The sequence below is a fragment of the Rhodococcus sp. B7740 genome (assembly GCF_000954115.1).
Taxonomy (GTDB): domain Bacteria; phylum Actinomycetota; class Actinomycetes; order Mycobacteriales; family Mycobacteriaceae; genus Rhodococcoides.
This window is the reverse complement of the sequence record NZ_CP010797.1, coordinates 806,815-824,454: the sequence shown is the minus strand read 5'-3', so window position 1 is coordinate 824,454 and position 17,640 is coordinate 806,815. Positions and strand designations below refer to the sequence as shown.

General features: G+C 64.1%; 18 protein-coding genes and 1 tRNA gene. 12 read left to right on the top strand and 7 right to left on the bottom strand.

The genetic code is table 11. The annotated features are described in order from the left end of the window. The 3 genes from NY08_RS03885 (at nucleotide 1) to trxA (ending at nucleotide 2,174) form a co-directional block, all read left to right on the top strand. Nucleotides 1-507, top strand: coding sequence for a 2'-5' RNA ligase family protein (locus NY08_RS03885; protein ID WP_032394309.1), 507 nt, complete (start codon nucleotides 1-3; stop codon nucleotides 505-507). Between the two features lie 209 nt (nucleotides 508-716). Next, entirely contained in the window at nucleotides 717-1,715 is a 999-nt protein-coding gene (locus tag NY08_RS03880) for a helix-turn-helix domain-containing protein (RefSeq protein WP_032394310.1), read from the top strand. Between the two features lie 87 nt (nucleotides 1,716-1,802). Then, complete coding sequence (gene trxA / locus NY08_RS03875) at nucleotides 1,803-2,174, top strand: thioredoxin (protein ID WP_032394311.1); 372 nt, start codon at nucleotides 1,803-1,805, stop codon at nucleotides 2,172-2,174. Nucleotides 2,175-2,251: 77 nt separating this feature from the next. Here trxA and polA read toward each other — a convergent pair whose 3' ends face one another. Then, on the bottom strand, nucleotides 2,252-4,993 hold the full coding sequence (gene polA, locus NY08_RS03870; RefSeq protein WP_032394312.1) for a DNA polymerase I: 2,742 nt from the start codon (nucleotides 4,991-4,993) through the stop codon (nucleotides 2,252-2,254). Nucleotides 4,994-5,254: 261 nt separating this feature from the next. Between polA and NY08_RS03865 the strand changes: the two genes are divergently transcribed. From NY08_RS03865 to NY08_RS03850, 4 genes are read left to right on the top strand one after another with little or no spacing between them, the layout of a single operon-like run. Continuing rightward, nucleotides 5,255-6,595 carry a branched-chain amino acid ABC transporter permease gene (locus NY08_RS03865; RefSeq protein WP_045199673.1) on the top strand — a complete coding sequence of 447 codons (1,341 nt, stop codon included), beginning with the start codon at nucleotides 5,255-5,257 and terminating at the stop codon, nucleotides 6,593-6,595. Between the two features lie 7 nt (nucleotides 6,596-6,602). Continuing rightward, a complete protein-coding gene (locus tag NY08_RS03860) occupies nucleotides 6,603-7,592 on the top strand; it encodes a branched-chain amino acid ABC transporter permease (RefSeq protein WP_045194991.1) in 990 nt (329 codons plus the stop codon). Continuing rightward, nucleotides 7,585-8,682 carry an ABC transporter ATP-binding protein gene (locus tag NY08_RS03855; RefSeq protein ID WP_144407312.1) on the top strand — a complete coding sequence of 366 codons (1,098 nt, stop codon included), beginning with the start codon at nucleotides 7,585-7,587 and terminating at the stop codon, nucleotides 8,680-8,682. The genes NY08_RS03860 and NY08_RS03855 overlap by 8 nt, the downstream gene beginning before the upstream one ends. Continuing rightward, the gene (locus NY08_RS03850) at nucleotides 8,679-9,479 is read left to right on the top strand and encodes an ABC transporter ATP-binding protein (protein WP_032394315.1); all 801 of its coding nucleotides are present in this window, start codon (nucleotides 8,679-8,681) and stop codon (nucleotides 9,477-9,479) included. The genes NY08_RS03855 and NY08_RS03850 overlap by 4 nt, the downstream gene beginning before the upstream one ends. Before the next feature lie 144 nt (nucleotides 9,480-9,623). On the opposite strand, the gene NY08_RS03845 is transcribed toward NY08_RS03850, so the two are convergent. Together NY08_RS03845 and NY08_RS03840 are read right to left on the bottom strand one after the other, a co-directional pair. Further along, nucleotides 9,624-10,958 carry an ABC transporter substrate-binding protein gene (locus NY08_RS03845; protein WP_045194990.1) on the bottom strand — a complete coding sequence of 445 codons (1,335 nt, stop codon included), beginning with the start codon at nucleotides 10,956-10,958 and terminating at the stop codon, nucleotides 9,624-9,626. A 173-nt stretch (nucleotides 10,959-11,131) separates the two neighbouring features. Continuing rightward, a complete protein-coding gene (locus NY08_RS03840; protein WP_032394317.1) occupies nucleotides 11,132-11,764 on the bottom strand; it encodes an ANTAR domain-containing response regulator in 633 nt (210 codons plus the stop codon). 120 nt (nucleotides 11,765-11,884) lie between these two features. Between NY08_RS03840 and NY08_RS03835 the strand changes: the two genes are divergently transcribed. The 3 genes from NY08_RS03835 to NY08_RS03825 all read left to right on the top strand — a co-directional run bounded on the left by NY08_RS03835 (nucleotide 11,885) and on the right by NY08_RS03825 (nucleotide 12,937). After that, a tRNA-Leu gene (locus NY08_RS03835) sits at nucleotides 11,885-11,961 on the top strand. A gap of 64 nt (nucleotides 11,962-12,025) precedes the next feature. Beyond that, nucleotides 12,026-12,202: a hypothetical protein gene (locus tag NY08_RS26215; protein WP_176460594.1), complete on the top strand. Its 177-nt coding sequence runs from the start codon at nucleotides 12,026-12,028 to the stop codon at nucleotides 12,200-12,202. Between the two features lie 3 nt (nucleotides 12,203-12,205). Next, the gene (locus NY08_RS03825; RefSeq protein WP_045194986.1) at nucleotides 12,206-12,937 is read left to right on the top strand and encodes an AAA family ATPase; all 732 of its coding nucleotides are present in this window, start codon (nucleotides 12,206-12,208) and stop codon (nucleotides 12,935-12,937) included. Here the strand turns inward: NY08_RS03825 and NY08_RS03820 are convergent. Next, entirely contained in the window at nucleotides 12,922-13,911 is a 990-nt protein-coding gene (locus NY08_RS03820) for an AraC family transcriptional regulator (protein WP_045199669.1), read from the bottom strand. The genes NY08_RS03825 and NY08_RS03820 overlap by 16 nt on opposite strands. 19 nt (nucleotides 13,912-13,930) lie before the next feature. Between NY08_RS03820 and NY08_RS03815 the strand changes: the two genes are divergently transcribed. Next, the gene (locus tag NY08_RS03815; RefSeq protein ID WP_235387095.1) at nucleotides 13,931-14,551 is read left to right on the top strand and encodes an anthrone oxygenase family protein; all 621 of its coding nucleotides are present in this window, start codon (nucleotides 13,931-13,933) and stop codon (nucleotides 14,549-14,551) included. Here NY08_RS03815 and NY08_RS03810 read toward each other — a convergent pair. Continuing rightward, the gene (locus NY08_RS03810; RefSeq protein ID WP_141214795.1) at nucleotides 14,527-14,730 is read right to left on the bottom strand and encodes a hypothetical protein; all 204 of its coding nucleotides are present in this window, start codon (nucleotides 14,728-14,730) and stop codon (nucleotides 14,527-14,529) included. The two genes, NY08_RS03815 and NY08_RS03810, sit on opposite strands and share 25 nt — an antisense overlap. A gap of 56 nt (nucleotides 14,731-14,786) precedes the next feature. Between NY08_RS03810 and NY08_RS03805 the strand changes: the two genes are divergently transcribed. Next, nucleotides 14,787-15,305, top strand: a complete 519-nt coding sequence (locus NY08_RS03805) for a DNA-deoxyinosine glycosylase (RefSeq protein WP_045194985.1) — start codon at nucleotides 14,787-14,789, stop codon at nucleotides 15,303-15,305. Here the strand turns inward: NY08_RS03805 and NY08_RS03800 are convergent. Together NY08_RS03800 and pyk are read right to left on the bottom strand one after the other, a co-directional pair. Then, a complete protein-coding gene (locus NY08_RS03800; protein WP_235387204.1) occupies nucleotides 15,271-16,095 on the bottom strand; it encodes an acyl-CoA thioesterase in 825 nt (274 codons plus the stop codon). The genes NY08_RS03805 and NY08_RS03800 overlap by 35 nt on opposite strands. A 105-nt stretch (nucleotides 16,096-16,200) precedes the next feature. After that, complete coding sequence (gene pyk, locus NY08_RS03795; RefSeq protein ID WP_082073683.1) at nucleotides 16,201-17,619, bottom strand: pyruvate kinase; 1,419 nt, start codon at nucleotides 17,617-17,619, stop codon at nucleotides 16,201-16,203. Between the last annotated feature and the right edge of the window lie 21 nt (nucleotides 17,620-17,640).

Genomic DNA, 17,640 nt, shown 5'->3' with positions numbered 1-17,640 from the left:
ATGGTGCAGTCCGCAGAACTTCTCCTCGACCCCGGCCTCGACGCTGCGGTTCGCCGCGAGTGGGCAGTACTGTCCGACGCCGGACTGCCGAGCCAGAACCGGCACCTCGGTGAATCGAATCGTCCGCACATCACCGTCGCCGTGGCAGCGTCGATGCCGGACGCGGTGGACGACGGCGATGCGGTCCGCTTCGATCCGTTCGACGTGCGTCTCGGCGGGCTCGTCGTGTTCGGTGGTCGATCGATCACCCTGGCGAGACTGGTGGTTCCGTCGAGCGAGTTGCTCGATCTGCACGCCCGGCTGCACGAGGCCGTGGGCGAACGTTCGCTCGATCACCTCGACCCCGGCCGATGGACACCGCATGTCACGGTGGCCCGACGGTTGACGCCCGAGGAGGCAGGAGCGGCGGTGCGCCTGCTCTCGGTAGACGTCGACGATCTGGTCGGATCTGCGGTCGCGCTGCGCCGATGGGACGGCGAGGCCAAGCGGGAGTGGCGAATCGGCTGATCCACGCACCCTAGAACCGGTAATCGCCGAACTGAGTCACCTCCGCGTGGGTATCGGGAGCGACACCTGCGACCACGAGGGCGTCGAGGGCCAGGAACAGCAGCACAACTACCAATACAATTGTCATGTCGCTAGCTTCCAACCTGCGGAGACGGTGCACGAGTGGCAGTAACGCCATATATCGACGACTTTCTGCCATACTTCTGTACATGCTGAAACGAGTGGTCGTCGCGCTGATGCCGTTGACAGAACAGTTCGAGCTGGGCGTCGCCTGCGAGGTGTTCGGATTCGATCGCTCGGACGAGGGACTGCCCACCTACGACTTCTCCCTGATCGCCGGTGTCCCACAACCGATCCGCACCCGCGTCGGCTACACCATCGACGTGCCACACGATCTCGACAGCCTCGACACCGCCGATCTGATCATCATTCCGGCGGGAGGCACCGAGGCGGCAGTCGACGGCAGCTTCGTGTGCGGCACCGAATACGACGCGTCCATCGAACCTCTGCTGGCCAAACTGCGCGCGGCGGTGGAACGAGGCGCGATGGTCGCGAGCCTGTGCAACGGTGCGTTCGTACTCGGCAAAGCGGGTCTTCTCGACGGCAGACCCTGCACGACGCATTGGCGGCACTCCGACTCGCTGGCCGCGAAATATCCCCTGGCACAGGTGGATCCGAACGTCCTCTACGTGGATGCCGGCAACGTGCTCACCAGCGCAGGCACGGCAGCCGGCATCGACCTGTGCCTGCACATCGTGCGCAAGTACCAGGGCAGCGTCGTGGCCAACGGGATCGCCCGCCGGATGGTCGTTCCTCCGCATCGCGACGGCGGGCAGGCTCAATTCGTCACCAGTCCGCTGCCCGCCACTCGCACCGAGACACTGGCTCCGCTGCTGGATTGGATGACCGAGAATCTCGACTCCGAGCTCACCATCGGTCGACTGGCGGCGCGGGTGAACATGTCTGCGCGAACCTTCGCCCGCAGGTTCGCGGCCGAAACCGGAACGACGCCGGCACGCTGGCTCAACGACCAGCGAGTACTGGCAGCGCAGCAACTGTTGGAGAACTCCGATCTTCCGATGGATTCGATCGCCGAGGTGGTCGGCTTCGGAAATGCCGCGGCTCTGCGGCAACACTTCGTGCGGTTGCGATGCACCACACCGAACTCCTACCGCCGCACGTTCCGCGCTGCACCCCAACCAGCCTGACCCGCCGCGCTCCGACACAGTCGGGATGATTCCGGCGAGTACCTGCGTTGAGACACAGCAGAAGCGCAATCAAACGAAAGGGACCGCGTGGCCACTCAGACTTTGACCCAGCAGAATTTCGACGAGATCGTGACGAGCAACGACGTGGTGTTGGTCGATTTCTGGGCGTCCTGGTGCGGACCGTGCCGCCAGTTCGCACCCACCTTCGAGAAGTCGTCGGACGCACACCCCGACGTCGTGCACGCCAAGGTCGACACCGAGGCCGAGCAGGGTCTTGCTGCGGCAGCGCAGATCCAGTCGATCCCGACGATCATGGCGTTCCGTGAAGGAATTCTCGTCTACGCACAGCCCGGCGCACTGCCTGCACCGGCGCTGGAAGACCTTGTCGGTCAGATCAAGGCACTCGACATGGACGTCGTACGCCAGCAGATCGCCGAGCAGGCTCCCGCGGCGGAGTAGTTCGTCGCAGCCGTACATCGAGCGAAGGGCCGCTCACCGAAATCGGTGAGCGGCCCTTCGCCTGTCCATGGGTCGAATCAGTGAGCAGCGGCGTCCCAGCTGCGACCGGTGCCGACCGAGACTTCGAGGGGCACCGACAGTTCGATGGCCGAGGACATCTTGTCGCGTACCAGTGCCTCGACTTCCTCGCGCTCGGAGTCGACGACTTCGAGTACCAATTCGTCGTGCACCTGCAAGAGCATCCGCGACTTCAGCGTCGACTCCGCCAGCGATCGGTGCACGTCGATCATCGCGACCTTGATGATGTCTGCGGCGGTGCCCTGGATGGGCGCATTGAGAGCGGCCCGCTCGGCGACCTCGCGGCGCTGACGATTGTCGCTGTTGAGGTCGGGCAGGTAGCGGCGCCTGCCGTACAGCGTGGAGGTGTATCCCACTTTGCGCGCTTCCTCGACGGCGTTGCGCAGGTAGTCACGGACTCCTCCGAACCGCGCGAAGTACGCCTCCATCTGCTGCTTCGCCTCGTCGGTGGAGATCTTGAGCTGCGCGGCGAGACCGAAGGCGCTCAGTCCGTAGGCCAATCCGTACGACATGGCCTTGACGCGGCGACGCAGTTCGGGCGTGACCTCCTCGATCGGCACTCCGAAGGCCCTGGCACCGACGAAACTGTGCAGGTCCTCGCCGGTGTTGAATGCCTCGATCAGCCCTTCGTCGCCGGAGACGTGCGCCATTATGCGCATTTCGATCTGGCTGTAGTCGGCGGTGAGAAGCGTGTCGTATCCGGCCCCGACGACGAAGCCGTCACGGATGTGGCGTCCCGCCTCGTTGCGCACCGGAATGTTCTGCAGGTTCGGCTCGGTGGACGACAGTCGCCCGGTTGCCGCGACCGTCTGATTGAACGTGGTGTGAATGCGTCCGTCGTCGGCGACGGATTTCAACAGGCCGTCGACCGTCACCTTCATCCGCGTCGCGTCCCGATGATCGAGCAGGAACTTCAGGAACGGATGCTCGGTCTTCTCGAACAACCCCTGCAGCGCATCGGCGTCGGTGGTGTAGCCGGTCTTGGTCTTCTTGGTCTTGGGCATGTCGAGTTCCTCGAACAGCACCACCTGCAACTGCTTCGGTGACCCGAGGTTGATCTGCTTGTCGATCACGCCGTAGGCGGAGTTCGCAGCCTCGTCCACCTGCGCAGCGAATCCGGACTGCAATGCGCGGAGGTGATCACCGTTCACGGCGATACCCGTTGCCTCGACATCGGCCAACACCGTCAGCAGCGGCAGCTCCATCTCGGAGAGCAGGGTGGTCGACTCGATGGCGGCGAGCTCGGCGTCCAACGCATCGGCCAGGTCGATGACGGCCCGCGCCTTGAGAATCTCGCCCTCCGCGAACGCCGCATCGGCGGTGTCCTCGGCATCGAGCAACGACATCTGGCCTTCACCCGCATCCTCCACCCGGAGTTCGCGTTTGAGGTAGCGCAACGACAGGTCGTCGAGGTTGAACGACCGCTGCCCGGGCCGCACCAGGTACGCCGCAAGGGCTGTGTCGGTGGTCAACCCACCTAGGGTCCAGCCGCGGCCACGAACTGCATGCAGAGCCCACTTGGCCTCGTGCAGAGCCTTCGGCTGCGCCGGATCGGCGAGCCAGGCGGCAAGTGCCTGCTCGTCGGATTCGTCCAGAGCGGTCGTCGTGACGAACGCGCCTTCCCCGTCGGCCGCAGCGATCGCCACCGACGTCGCGTCGCTGTCGAAAGGCCGACGCGGGCCGAGGATGGACAACCCGCTCCGTCGGCCGTCGGCCGCGTGTTCTCCCAGCCATGCGGCCAGATCGCCGGGCGCGACAATGCCGCCGCGGACGTCGAAACCTTCTTCTGCTTCGGGTTCGACCGACGCGAGCGTCTCGAACAATCGGTCCCGTAGAATGCGGAACTCCAGGTCGTCGAACAAGGCGTGGATCTTCTCGCGATCCCACGGAGCCAGTTCGAGCTGATCGGGGGTGTAGGGCAACGGCACATCGCGGACCATCTCGGTGAGCTCGCGGTTGAGCACCACACTCGACAGGTTGGCCCGCAGTGCATCTCCCACTTTGCCCTTGACCTTGTCCACGTTGTCGACAAGAGCGGTGAGGGAACCGTATTCGATGATCCACTTGGTCGCTGTCTTCTCGCCGACCCCGGGAATGCCGGGGAGGTTGTCGCTCGGGTCTCCGCGCAGGGCCGCGAAGTCCGGGTACTGCGATGGCGTCAACCCGTACTTGGTGGCGACCTCGGCGGGGGTGAACCGAGTCAGATCCGACACGCCCTTGCGCGGATACAACACCGTGACGTTGTCCGTCACCAACTGCAGCGCATCTCGATCGCCGGTGACCACCAGAACGCGGTACCCCAGTGCCTCTGCCTGGGTCACCAGAGTGGCGATGATGTCGTCGGCCTCGAAGCCCGCCTCGGCCATCACCGGGATACCCATGGCCCCGAGTACGTCCTTGGTGATGTCGACCTGACCGGCGAACTCGTCGGGCGTCTTGCTGCGGTTGGCCTTGTACTCGGGGTACCGCTCGGCGCGGAAGGTCTGCCGCGAGACGTCGAACGCCGCCGCGATGTGCGTCGGTTTCTCGTCCCGCAGCAGGTTGATCAACATCGAGGTGAACCCGTACACCGCATTGGTGGACTGACCGCTCGTGGTCTTGAAGTTGTCCGCGGGCAACGCGAAGAAGGCACGGAACGCCATCGAGTGGCCGTCGATGAGCAGCAACGTGGGCCGCTCTCCGCCCGCTTTCGCATCGGTCTCGGCTGCGGGCGCTGCACTTTTCTCCGTTACTGGGCTCACGGTTGACCAGTCTAGGGAGACAGTCCGACAACTCGTAGCCGGATGCACGCGCCACGACGCGATCGCACTCGATGCGCGCGCCGCGCACCGCGAAACACAACCGATACTTTCCGGAAATCTCAGTCGCCGATTTTGCGTCGTTTCAGCGGATAGAGTCCGACAATTGCAGGAAACCCACATACCCGTGGCACAACGACAACCGTCCGGAGGACGTGCGTGGCTCCAAATGTTCGATGGACCAGAAAGGTGCAACCGCCGAGGTTGCGCGCAAGATCTGCCGTTCGGCTCCTTCAGCGAACACTCCTACTCGCCGTTCTGAGTTCCATTGCCGCGCTGCTGTTCAGTGCGCCGGCTTTGGCCCAGGAACCTACCCCCGCTCCCCCGGCAGCGCCGGGGACCAGTGCCGAACAGGCACCACCGGCGGACGCGGTCAGCGTCGCCGGATCCCTGAACAACGGTGGCGAACGACTCGTCGGCGTCGACGTCGCGGCGCTCGACGCGTCCGGCTCCGAAGTCGCCCGTACCACCAGTGAAACCGGGGGCCGGTGGACCCTCGAACTGTCTCCCGGCACCTACACGTTCCAGGTGGTTCAGGAAACGCTCCCCGACGGCGTCAGCGTCCAGGGCGAGGTCCAGCGCGATGTGCAGGCCGGGCGTTCCAACACCGTCATCTTCTCGTTCGGTGAGGCCAGAACCGCCACCACCATTCCGTTCTACGAGAAGTTCGTTCGCACCACCGTCGACGGCTTCCGTTTCGGCCTCGTCATCGCGCTCGCCGCGGTCGGGCTGAGTCTGATCTTCGGCACCACCGGTCTGACGAACTTCGCACACGGAGAACTTGTCACGCTCGGTGCCGTCGCGGCGTGGTTCTTCAACGTCAGTGTCGGCATACAATTGATCCCGGCCACGCTGCTCGCGATAGTCGTCGGAGTCGCGATCGGATGGCTCAACAATGCCCTGATCTGGCGGCCGTTGCGCAAACGGCGAACCGGCCTCATCGCTCAGCTGGTGGTCACCATCGGCCTGGCGATCGCACTGCGTTACCTCATCCTGATCTTCTTCTCGGATCGCTCCGAGCCCTTCGACGATTACCAGGCGCAGACCGAGAACGACTGGGGTCCGTTGTCGATCACCAACGTCAACCTCGCCTGCATCGTCATCAGCATCGTCGTCCTGGTCGGCGTCGCGCTGATGCTGCAGCGCACCAAGATCGGCAAGGCCATGCGTGCGGTGGCCGACAACCGGGATCTGGCCGCGTCCTCCGGCATCAACGTCGAGCGCGTGGTCACGTTCGTCTGGTGCCTCGGCGGCGGCCTGGCTGCCCTCGGCGGCGTGTTGTTCGGGCTCTCCGAACTCGGCGGTCGCGTCCAGTGGGAGATGGGCTTCAAACTTCTGTTGCTCATGTTCGCCGGCATCACACTGGGTGGCCTGGGAACGGCCTACGGCGCATTCCTCGGTTGCGTCATCGTCGGTCTGCTCGTGCAGTGGTCGACGCTGGTCATCAATCCCGATCTCAAATACATCGGAGGGTTGCTCGTCTTGATTCTCATCCTCGTCGTCCGTCCACAGGGCATCCTCGGCTCGCGACAAAGGATCGGGTGACCTTCACATGGATATCATCGGCGCACTTCAGATCTCACTCGCTCAGCTGGTCGGCCCGTCCGCCATCTTCTACGCTCTGCTCGCCATCGGCCTGAACCTGCACTTCGGCTACGCCGGACTGCTCAACTTCGGCCAGATCGGCTTCGCACTGCTCGGCGGCTACGGCGTCGGCATCACGACGATCACCTACGAACAGCCGCTCTGGCTCGGCATTCTGGTCGGTCTCGCCGCGGCAGGACTGCTCGCCCTGGTGCTCGGCATCCCGACTCTGCGACTGCGAGCCGACTACCTCGCGATCGTCACCATCGCCGCGTCGGAAATTCTGCGACTCGTGTTTCGTTCCACCGCAACGGATTCGGTGACCAAGTCGACCAACGGCATCACCGGCTTCGCCGGCCCGTTCACCAGCATGAGTCCGTTCGAGGGTGGCAAGACGTACAGCTTCCTCGGCGTGCGATTCCTGGGTAACGACCTGTGGGCCATGCTCGTCGGCTGGACGCTGGTCCTGCTGCTGTGCGGGGTGGTCTACCTCCTGACGCACAGCCCCTGGGGACGTGTGCTCAAGGCCGTTCGTGAAGACGAGGACGCGGCCCGCTCGCTGGGTAAGAACGTGTTCGTCTACAAGATGCAGGCGCTGGTTCTCGGTGGTGTCATCGGCGGTATGGGCGGCGTGTTCAACGCACTGCAAACCCAGTCCATCAACCCGGACTTCTACTCGACGGCGCAGACGTTCTTCGCCTTCGGTGCCCTGATTCTCGGTGGTGCCGCAACGGTGTTCGGCCCCGTCCTGGGCGCGATGCTCTTCTGGTTCCTGCTGTCCATTCCCGATGCCATTCTGCGACAGCTGATCTCCGGCGACGACCCGGTGCTCAACCTCACCGGCGCGCAGGTCGGTGCCACGCGGTTCGTACTCCTGGGAATTCTGATCGCCGTCTTGATGGTGTTCAGACCTCAGGGCATTCTCGGCAACAAGCGAGAGGTTCAACTCAATGCCTGACCCGAGCAAGGATGCCGCCGCAACAGCGGCACCGAGCAAGAAAGCAAGCACCCTCGAATCACGTGCTGGCAAAGCACTGTCGAGTGATCAGCGGTCGGCGTTGTTCGCCGGTGTCGCCAACGAGCCCGGATCCCCCAAGCCCGACGCCACCCTGGTGGTCGACGGCGTCTCGCGCACCTTCGGCGGCCTGAAAGCCGTCGACGTCGCGCACCTGGAGATCCAGCGTGGGTGCATCACCGGACTCATCGGGCCCAACGGCGCAGGCAAGACCACCCTGTTCAATCTGCTCACGGGATTCGATAGACCCGACACCGGCACCTGGTCGATGGACGGCCAGGAACTGGGTCGGATGCATCCGCACCAGGTGGCACGCAAAGGTGTCGTCCGTACGTTCCAGTTGACCAAGGCGCTGTCGAAACTGACTGTGCTGGACAACGTTCGGCTGGGCGCAACCGGTCAGCGCGGCGAGCGCATGATCAACACGTTCATGCCGTGGACGTGGAAGGCCCAGGAACGTCAGATCACCGAACGCGCCTACGAGCTATTGGGGCGCTTCAAGCTCGACGCCAAGGCCGACGACCTGGCCGGCTCGTTGTCCGGCGGCCAACGCAAGCTGCTCGAGATGGCGCGTGCGCTGATGACCGATCCGTCGGTGGTCATGCTCGACGAGCCGATGGCCGGGGTCAATCCTGCTCTGACGCAATCGCTTCTGGGGCACATCAAGTCGCTTCGCGACGACGGTATGACGGTGGTGTTCGTCGAGCACGACATGGACGTCATCCGCGACATCAGTGACTGGGTGGTGGTGATGGCACAGGGCAGCATCATTGCCGAGTCCACCCCGGAGGAGCTCTCCAACAACGGAGCCGTCGTCGATGCGTATCTCGGTAGCCATCACGATCAGGCTCTGGAATTCGATGCCGACGGCAATCCGGTCGGTGCCACCGCGGAGCTCGCAGAGGCACTGAAGAAGGCCGAGGCCGAGGAACTCGAAGCGGGAGGCGACCTCTCGGAGCGGGAGTTCGTACGCCCGGTGGTAACCGACGTGACCGAAGGCGGCTCGCACCGGGCCGAGGAGGACGAACGATGAGCGAACAGACATTGACGCCGGCAGAGTTCGCCGCGACACCCGAGGAGCACGCCCGCCTCGCCGAAGGTGCATTGCTGCGCGCCGACGGCTTGGTGGCCGGGTACATCCCGGGCGTCAACATCCTCAGTGAATGCAACTTCTTCCTCAACGACGGGGAGATCGTCGGCATCATCGGACCCAACGGAGCCGGGAAGTCGACCCTCCTCAAGACCCTGTTCGGGCTGGTTGCCGTCCGTGAGGGCAGCGTCAAACTGCGAGGTGACAACATCACCTCCGCCGAAGCGCACGTCCTGGTCACCAAGGGAGTCGGCTACGTTCCGCAGACACAGAACGTCTTTCCGTCGCTGACCATCGAAGAGAACCTCGAAATGGGAATTTATCTGCGTCCCAAAAAGTTCGGCGAGCGATTCGAGTTCGTCAGCGAACTGTTCCCGCTGCTCGGTGAGCGCAAGAAGGTCAAGGCGGGCGCACTGTCCGGCGGCGAGCGACAGATGGTCGCCATGGGACGCGCACTGATGATGGAGCCGTCGGTACTGCTGCTCGACGAACCGTCGGCCGGACTGTCACCGATGTTCCAGGACGAGGTGTTCATCCGCTGCAAGAAGATCAATGCAGCGGGCGTGTCGATCATCATGGTCGAGCAGAACGCCCGTCGTTGCCTCCAGATCTGCGACCGCGGCTACGTTCTCGATCAGGGCCGTAACGCCTACACCGACACCGGTCCGGCGTTGATGAACGACCCGAAGGTGATCGAGCTGTATCTCGGCACGCTGGCAGGAAGCAAAGAGAAGAAGTAGCTCCTCGCAACGACGAAGGCCCCGGTTCGATCGACATCGAACCGGGGCCTTCTCGCTGCCGTCGAACGTGCGGCACATACGCAAGCCACTGGGCCCGAGTCCTGATCGAGGACTCGGGCCCAGAGGCTGTGTGACAGTTACAGATCACTCACCGACGACGATGTAACCGTCCGTCGTCAGGGTGTTGTCCGGTCCGAAGACCAGGTTGCCGTAGGAACCGGTGGCGGGCTCTCCTGCGTCACTGAAGTTCAGCGCGCCGGTGATTCCGTCGTAGTCGATGTCGGTTCCGGCCTTGACGAGCGGAAGGCACTCGGCGTAGCTGGTGCACTTGGTGCCGTCCTTGGTGACGCTGTTGATGTTGGCAGCGATGTCGGTGCCTGCCGTCGACTTGGCCTGCTCGGCCGCGAGTGCCGAGATGACCACCGCGTCGTAGGACTCGCCTGCGTAGTTGAAGTCAACCAGGGCCGGATCCACGCTCTTGAGACGATCCTGGAATCCGGTGCCGACGTCGGTCAACGGGGTGGTGCCACGCATCGTGTCCAGCAGACCTGCTGCCACCGACTCTCCGAGGGCGTTACCCATGTTGCCGTCGACTCCGTAGACCAGCGTGCCGTCGGACGGTCCGATGCCGATCTCGTGCATACGGGTGATGATCTTCGCGGACTCCTCGAAGCCGATGATGGCCACGGCGTCCGGGTTGAAGTTCTTCACGCCGTCGACCTCTGCGTTGAACGACTGTGCGTTCGGGTCGTAGATCGTGGTCTGGATCTGGTCCGCCGCGATGCCGGCCTCTTCGAGGTTGTCCGCGGTGTTCGCGGCCAGGCCCGTACCGTACGGGTCGTTGAGCGCGAGGATGGCGACGCGCTGCGCACCGTCCTGGGCGATCAGCTGGGACAAGGCCTGTGCCTGCAGCACGTCGGTGGGTGCGGTACGGAAGTACTGACCCTTGTCCGGGTAGCAGACGAACTGGTCGGACGTGTTGGCCGGCGAGAACTGCACGACGCCTGCGCTGGCGATCTTGTCGATGACCTTGAGCGAGACCGAGGACGACGCCGCACCGACGATGACGTCGGCACCGCCGGCGAGCAGACGGTCGACCGTGGTGTTGGCGGTATCGGTCGTCGTGTCGCCCGAGTCACCGGGGATGAGCGTGACGGGCTGCTCGAGGACGCCACCGGCGGCGTTGACGTCGTTGACGGCCAACTGGACGCCGGCAACTTCGGGCGGGCCGAGGAAGGCCAGGGTTCCGGTCTCGGGGAGAAGGGTGCCCACCACCAGCGGTGCCGTATCCGGGGTTGCCCCGGCAGTGGCCTGCTCGGGCGTGCAGTCGGTGGAGACGGTCGTTTCCGCGGCTGCAGTGCCGCCGCTGGCACTGGTGGAGTCGCTCGAGCCCGAGTCGTCGCTCGACGAACAGCCGAACAGTGCGAGCGAGGTAACGCTCAGCACCGCAGCCGTGCGGACATAGGTCCGAATTGCCATCTAGGTTCTCCTTGAAATTGCTCGTCGATGAAGCGCACCTGAGTTACATGTCGCTCACGTGTGGGTCAGACGCTAATGCTCGGAGCTGATTCGCAAGGCCTAGAACGACGCTCGTGACCTGACTGTGACCTAGGGAGTCGAAGTTTTACGTGGCCGTAGCTTTCGAGGGCCGATCAGCTCTCTGCCACAGGCTTGTTCGCAGGGGTACCGAGCGTGTCGATCACGACCTCCGCGACGGCCTTCATCGTCGTCCTGCGATCCATGGCGGCGCGCTGAATCCACTTGAACGCCTGCGGTTCTGTGAGAGATTGCGATTCCATCAGGATGCCCTTGGCCTTCTCGATGAGCTTGCGCGTCTCGAGCCGGTCCTGCAGATCGACGATCTCGGATTCGAGCGCGGAGATCTCACCGAAACGGCTGGCGGCCAACTCCACCGCAGGCATCAGATCGGCTTTGGTGAACGGCTTGACCAGATACGCCATCGCTCCGGCATCGCGTGCCTTCTCCACGAGCTCGCGCTGACTGAACGCGGTGAGAATGACGACGGGCGCGATGCGCTTCTCGGCGATCTCCGACGCCGCATCGATTCCGTCCCGACGCGGCATCTTCACGTCCATGATGACCAGATCGGGACGCAGTTCGACGGCCAACTCCACCGCCTGCTGACCGTCGGCCGCTTCACCGACGACGTCGTAGCCCTCTTCGCGGAGCATCTCCACGAGATCGAGCCGGATCAGGGATTCGTCCTCTGCCACCACCACACGAAGCGGGGGCTTGCCAGTACCGTGCGCACCAGGAGCGTTCATCTGTATCGGTCTCCTTTGACAGTCATCGCCCATCGGGGCCGTCGAGCATCTGAAGGGTACCGGTGCGCGACGCCGAAAGCGCATCTTCTAAACTCGTCAATCGTTGCTTGAAAGACGCCAGCCCTCGTATCCCAATTGGCAGAGGAAACGGATTCAAAACCCGTCCAGTGTGAGTTCGAGTCTCACCGAGGGCACCACGTGGATACATCCCCGTTCGCGACGTCGGTAATCGTCTTCGTCGATCGCGCCTACAGTGGGGTGATGTACATACCCAGCAGTCTTCGTTGCCACGACACCAGTGCGGGCAGTTTGTGCGCAGCGAAGGTCGACCATCGGTTCGGGGATTCGGCGGACCTGTCGGCGCAGTGGGTCTTCTACACCTGCAGCGCGGACTCCGCCCACGAGACCGGTTACGTCGACCGCCTGGTCACTGCCTGAACCATGTTCGTAGAGCGCGCGTACGTCCACACCGACGACGTCGGAGCGGATTGGCCCTTCACCGTGCCCGCAGTCGCCGACCTCGCCCGTGACGGACTCGAATTCCTGGCACCGGTCACAATTCTGGTCGGCGACAACGGTTCCGGTAAATCCACCCTGGTCGAGGCGATCGCCGAGGGTTTCGGAATCGATGCCCGCGGCGGTCGGGCGGCGCAGCAGTCGCGTCGACTCGACGAGGTGACGAGCGCTCTCGGTGAGGTACTCGAGCTCGAGACCACACCGCGGGGTTCTCGCATGCTTCGTGGTCCGCGACAGCAGAAGCGTGGCTTCTTTCTGCGCGCCGAGACCGCGTTCGAGATGGCCGAAAACCTCGGCGGGATGCCGGGATTCTGGGACGAGAACACCGCCGAGATGAGCCACGGCGAAGGGTTCCTGACCATGTTCGGTGCAATGTTGGCCGAACCCGGCTTCTACGTTCTGGACGAGCCGGAATCTGCCTTGTCGTTCACCGCGAGCCTGCAGCTCGTTGCACTGATGTCCGAGCTGGGCGACGAGGGCGCGCAGATCGTCTGCGCCACCCATTCACCGATCCTGGCGTCGACCCCCGGTGCCGACATCGTCGAAGTCGGCGAACACGGTCTGCGCCGAAGCACCTGGGACGAACTCGAATTGGTCCAGCATTGGCGTCGCTACCTCGAAGACCCGAACAGCTATCTCCGTCATCTGCTCGACTGAACCGCGGCCATCGACACTTCGGGACGGCGACGCACACTTCCAGGCGAGACCCCCATCGCCCGCTTGAACGCTTTCCCGAACGCCGCCTCCGAGAGATACCCACTGCGCCGGGCCAAGTCGGCCAGCGCGACGTCCTCGGAACGCAGGGTCTGATATGCGACCTGCATTCGCCACGTGGCCAGGTAGCTCATCACGGATCGACCGACCAGCTCGGTGAAGCGCGCCGAGAACGCCGAACGCGACATGTTCGCGCTCGACGCGAGAGCCGCAACGGTCCACCGCTGGTGAGGATGTCGATGAATCAGGGCCAGAGCAGCGCCGATTCGATCGTCCTGCAACGCTCCGAGCCACCCCGACTGCGCTCGCGCAGTGTTGCCGATCCACGACCGCAGCGCCAGGATCACCAGAATGTCGGACAGCCGGGTGATGACCGCTTCTCCCCCGGGCTCGAGAACTCGGGCTTCGTCCGCCACCATCGCCAGGACGTTCTGCATCCTCGTTTGCTGCGGTCCTGGCTCCGCATCGACGAACACCACGGCAGGGAGCAGACGGACGAGCTGTTGCGCCGCAGGGTGATCCAGCCGCACCGCCCCGCACACCAGAGTGGCAGGCGGTCCTGCTCCTTCACCGTGAGTGATCACCGCATAGCGGTCGCTGACGTACTCGTGCGGGAGGTCGTACACACTCACCGCTCGTGTAGCCGCATCCGCGTCGGCGGCGAGAACATGACCGCGCCCATGAGGGACCAACGCGAAATCGCCTGGCACCAACTCCCGCGTCGGCTCATCGGGAACCGCCAGCAGGCACCGACCGTCCACCACCGTGTGAAACCACAGCGCATCCTCCATGGCGGGCAGGTCGAGACCCCACGAACCGCTCATCTCCGATCGTACGTAGAACGATCCGGTCATCCGTAGAAAGTGCAGGGCCTCACCGAGCGGATCGGGCGATTTCCAGGGGTCGAGTCCACGCATCGATCGATTGTCCCACGACATGGACGATCGGACATCGAATCCGGCGTTTCGCGCATTGTTCATCCTGCCGTTCCGAGCAACAGTGGACGACAGAGCAATTCTCGACGAAAGGACCACCGACCGTGAACATCCACCGAACAGACCCGTCGTGATCGAGCGGGCGTCCTCGGTCGCCACCACCGTATCCGCCGTCGGATGCGGATTGATGGCAGGAGTGCTGCTCGCGTTCTCCGTCAGCGTGCTGCCCGGCCTGGCGACACTGCCGGTACCCGACGCGATCGCCGCGATGCAGAGATTCAATGCGGCGATTCTCGGTCCGGTGTTTCTCGGCCTCTTCTTCGGAACGGCCGTATCATGCACTCTCGCAGCGATTCTCGCCGTGTCGGCCGGTCGGGGTTCACCCCTGCTCGTCGTGAGCGGTGCCGTTCTCTACATTCTCGGCTGCGTCGCGATCACGGCCGTTCTGAACGTCCCCCTCAACGACGCGTTGGCCGGCGTGGATCCCGGCAGTGCTGCCGGCGCTCAGGTGTGGCAGAACTTCACCGACACGTGGACGCGATGGAACAACGTGAGGACGATTGCGGCGACTGCCGCATGCGCTGTCCTGATCGTGGGTCAGGGCAGATCGGCACTGGGCTGATCGGACACCGAATCCTGATGTCTCCTGCGGATTTCTTCCTCGAACCGCGCGATGAGGTGGTCGGTGTCGGCGGTCGAGACATCCCGCGCGCCTTCGTCCATCGCGGCGTCACGCCCCCGACGCAGTGCGGCGAGTTCGGCTTCGAGTTCGTTGTTGTCGAGTACGCGTGGATCCAACATGACCTCCATTGTGGTCCCCCGTCCGCTGCCCCGCGGGGATTTGCTGTAATCGCGCAATGAACGTCGTGCACAGTTTCGAGCCGATCGTCGGACCGGGCGCAACCATCCTGATCCTGGGGTCGATGCCCGGCGTCGCGTCGCTGGCCGCGCAGCAGTATTACGCGCATCCGCGAAATGCGTTCTGGCCGATCATGGGAACGCTGTTCGGTGCGGGCTCCGAGCTACCCTACGACGAACGCACCGAGCGTCTGCGCGGCCATGGCGTCGCCGTGTGGGATGTGCTGAAGCTGTGCACGCGAGAGGGAAGCCTGGACTCGGCGATCGTCGAATCCTCGATCGAGGCAAACGATTTCGGGAATCTGTTCGCCGAGAACCCTGGCATCGACAGGGTGTTCTTCAACGGAGCGAAAGCGGCCGAGAGCTACCGTCGCCACGTGAGGACGGTAACGCCCCACGTCAGATTCACCCGACTGCCGTCGACCAGCCCTGCGCTCGCCACGCTCGATCTCGCCGCGAAAACGCTGGAGTGGTCGAATGCCCTCAGGCCCGCTCCCGCTTCGGGAAGTGCCGGATGAGACCCTCCTGCACGACAGTGGCCAACAATTGGCCGTCCATCGAGAAGAAGCGTCCGGTGGCCAGCCCACGGGACCCGGCCGCTACCGGCGATTCGGTGGCGTAGAGAGCCCACTCGTCGAACCGGAACGGGCGGTGGAACCAAATGGAATGGTTGACCGTCGCCGCGACGATGCGATCGAGCCCCCACGACAGACCGTGGGTGGTGATGATCGAGTCGAGCACGGTGGTGTCCGACGCGTAGCCCATGGTCGCGGCGTGAAAGATCGAGTCGTCGGGCAGATCGCCGTCGGCCTTCATCCAGACCCGATTGTGATTGAGTTTCTCGCCGGTGCCGTGCATGATCCACGCCGGATCGTTCGCGTAACGCATGTCGATCGGCTTGAGGGCGTCGACGAACATCTGCAGCCGGTCCTCGTACCCGACGAAGTGATCGCCGAGCGGAGGCAATGCATCGGGGTACGGAACCTCGGGCACCTCCACGCTGTGCTCGAGTCCCTTGCCGAAATCCTGGAAAGCGGCGAGCATGACGAACAGCTCGTTGCCGTCCTGTACGGCAGTGACCTGGCGGTTGGCGAATGCTCGGCCGTCGCGCTGACGGGAGACCCGGTATTCGATGGGCTTCTTCACGTCACCACCACGGATGAAATGTGCGTTGATCGCATGCACGTCACGCGACGTACCGGACACCGTGCGCCCTGCCGCGATCAGGGCCTGAGCGACCAGTTGCCCCCCGAACGTTCGGCTACCCACCTGCTCGGGATGAACGCCGACGAACACGTCCTCCTCGATCTCCTCGAGTGCGAGGAGATCGAGGAGCGTCTCGAGATCGGTCTTGCGTACAGCTGTACTGCTCGACGCGCTTTCGCTGACGCCGGTTCCCCCCGCTTCGACCACTTACCGGTCCTCTTCTCCGATTCGGTGCACATGGATCAAGTTGGTCGAGCCTACTGTGCCGGGAGGGGCACCGGCCACGATCACGACCTGATCGCCCTTGTTGTACCGACCGAGTTCGAGCAGCGCCTTGTCGACCTCTTTCACCATCGCGTCCGTCGAGCCCACATCGGGGACCAGGAACGTCTCGGTTCCCCAGCTCAGCGACAGCTGGCTGCGGACCTCAGAGATCGAGGTGAAGGCGAGCAACGGCAGCTTGGTGTGCAGGCGAGCCAACCGTCGAACGGTGTCACCCGACTGGGTGAACGCTACGAGCGCCTTCGCGTCGAGCCGCTCGCCGATGTCACGGGCGGCGTACGAGATGACGCCACGCTTGGTGCGCGGGACGTGCGTCAACGGAGGAACACTGTCGCCCTCGGTCTCGACGGTCTCGACGATGCGGGCCATGGTCCGCACGGTCTCCATCACGTACTTGCCGACCGAAGTCTCACCGGAAAGCATGACCGCGTCGGTGCCGTCGAGCACGGCATTGGCGACGTCGGACGCCTCGGCGCGCGTCGGGCGGGAATTCTCGATCATCGATTCGAGCATCTGAGTTGCGACGATGACGGGCTTGGCGTTGGCGCGGGCGATCTGGATCGCGCGCTTCTGCACCAGCGGCACCTGCTCGAGGGGCAGCTCGACGCCGAGGTCACCGCGGGCGACCATGATCGCGTCGAACGCGAGCACGATGGCCTCGAGGTTGTCGACGGCTTCGGGCTTCTCGAGCTTGGCGATGACCGGAACTCGGCGGCCGACGCGGTCCATCACAGCGTGCACGAGTTCGACGTCGGCGGGAGAACGCACGAACGACAGGGCGATGAAATCGACACCGAGGGCGAGGGCGAACTCGAGGTCGGCGATGTCCTTCTCGCTCATGGCGGGAACGGACACATCCATGCCGGGCAGGGACACGCCCTTGTTGTTGCTGACCGGTCCACCTTCGGTGACGCGGCACAACACGTCGTTGCCTTCGACACCGGTGACCACGAGGCCGACCTTGCCGTCGTCGACGAGCAGGCGGTCGCCTTCTTTGGCGTCCTGGGCCAGCTCCTTGTAGGTGGTCGACACCCGGTCGTGAGTGCCCTCGCACTCCTCGACGGTGATGCGAATCAGCTCGCCGGCCGCCCAGGTGGTCGAGCCCTCGGCGAAACGGCCGAGACGAATCTTCGGTCCCTGCAGGTCGGCCAGAATGCCCACGGCTTTGCCGGTGGCGTCCGATGCTGCTCGAACCCTCTCGTAGTTGGCCTGATGATCGGGGTGATCACCATGGCTGAAGTTCAGTCGCGCGACATCCATTCCACTCTCGACGAGTTCGCGGATGCGCTCTGTGGTTGCGGTTGCGGGTCCAAGGGTGCAGACAATCTTCGTACGTCGGCTCACGAAGGCGAGCCTAGCCGCTGG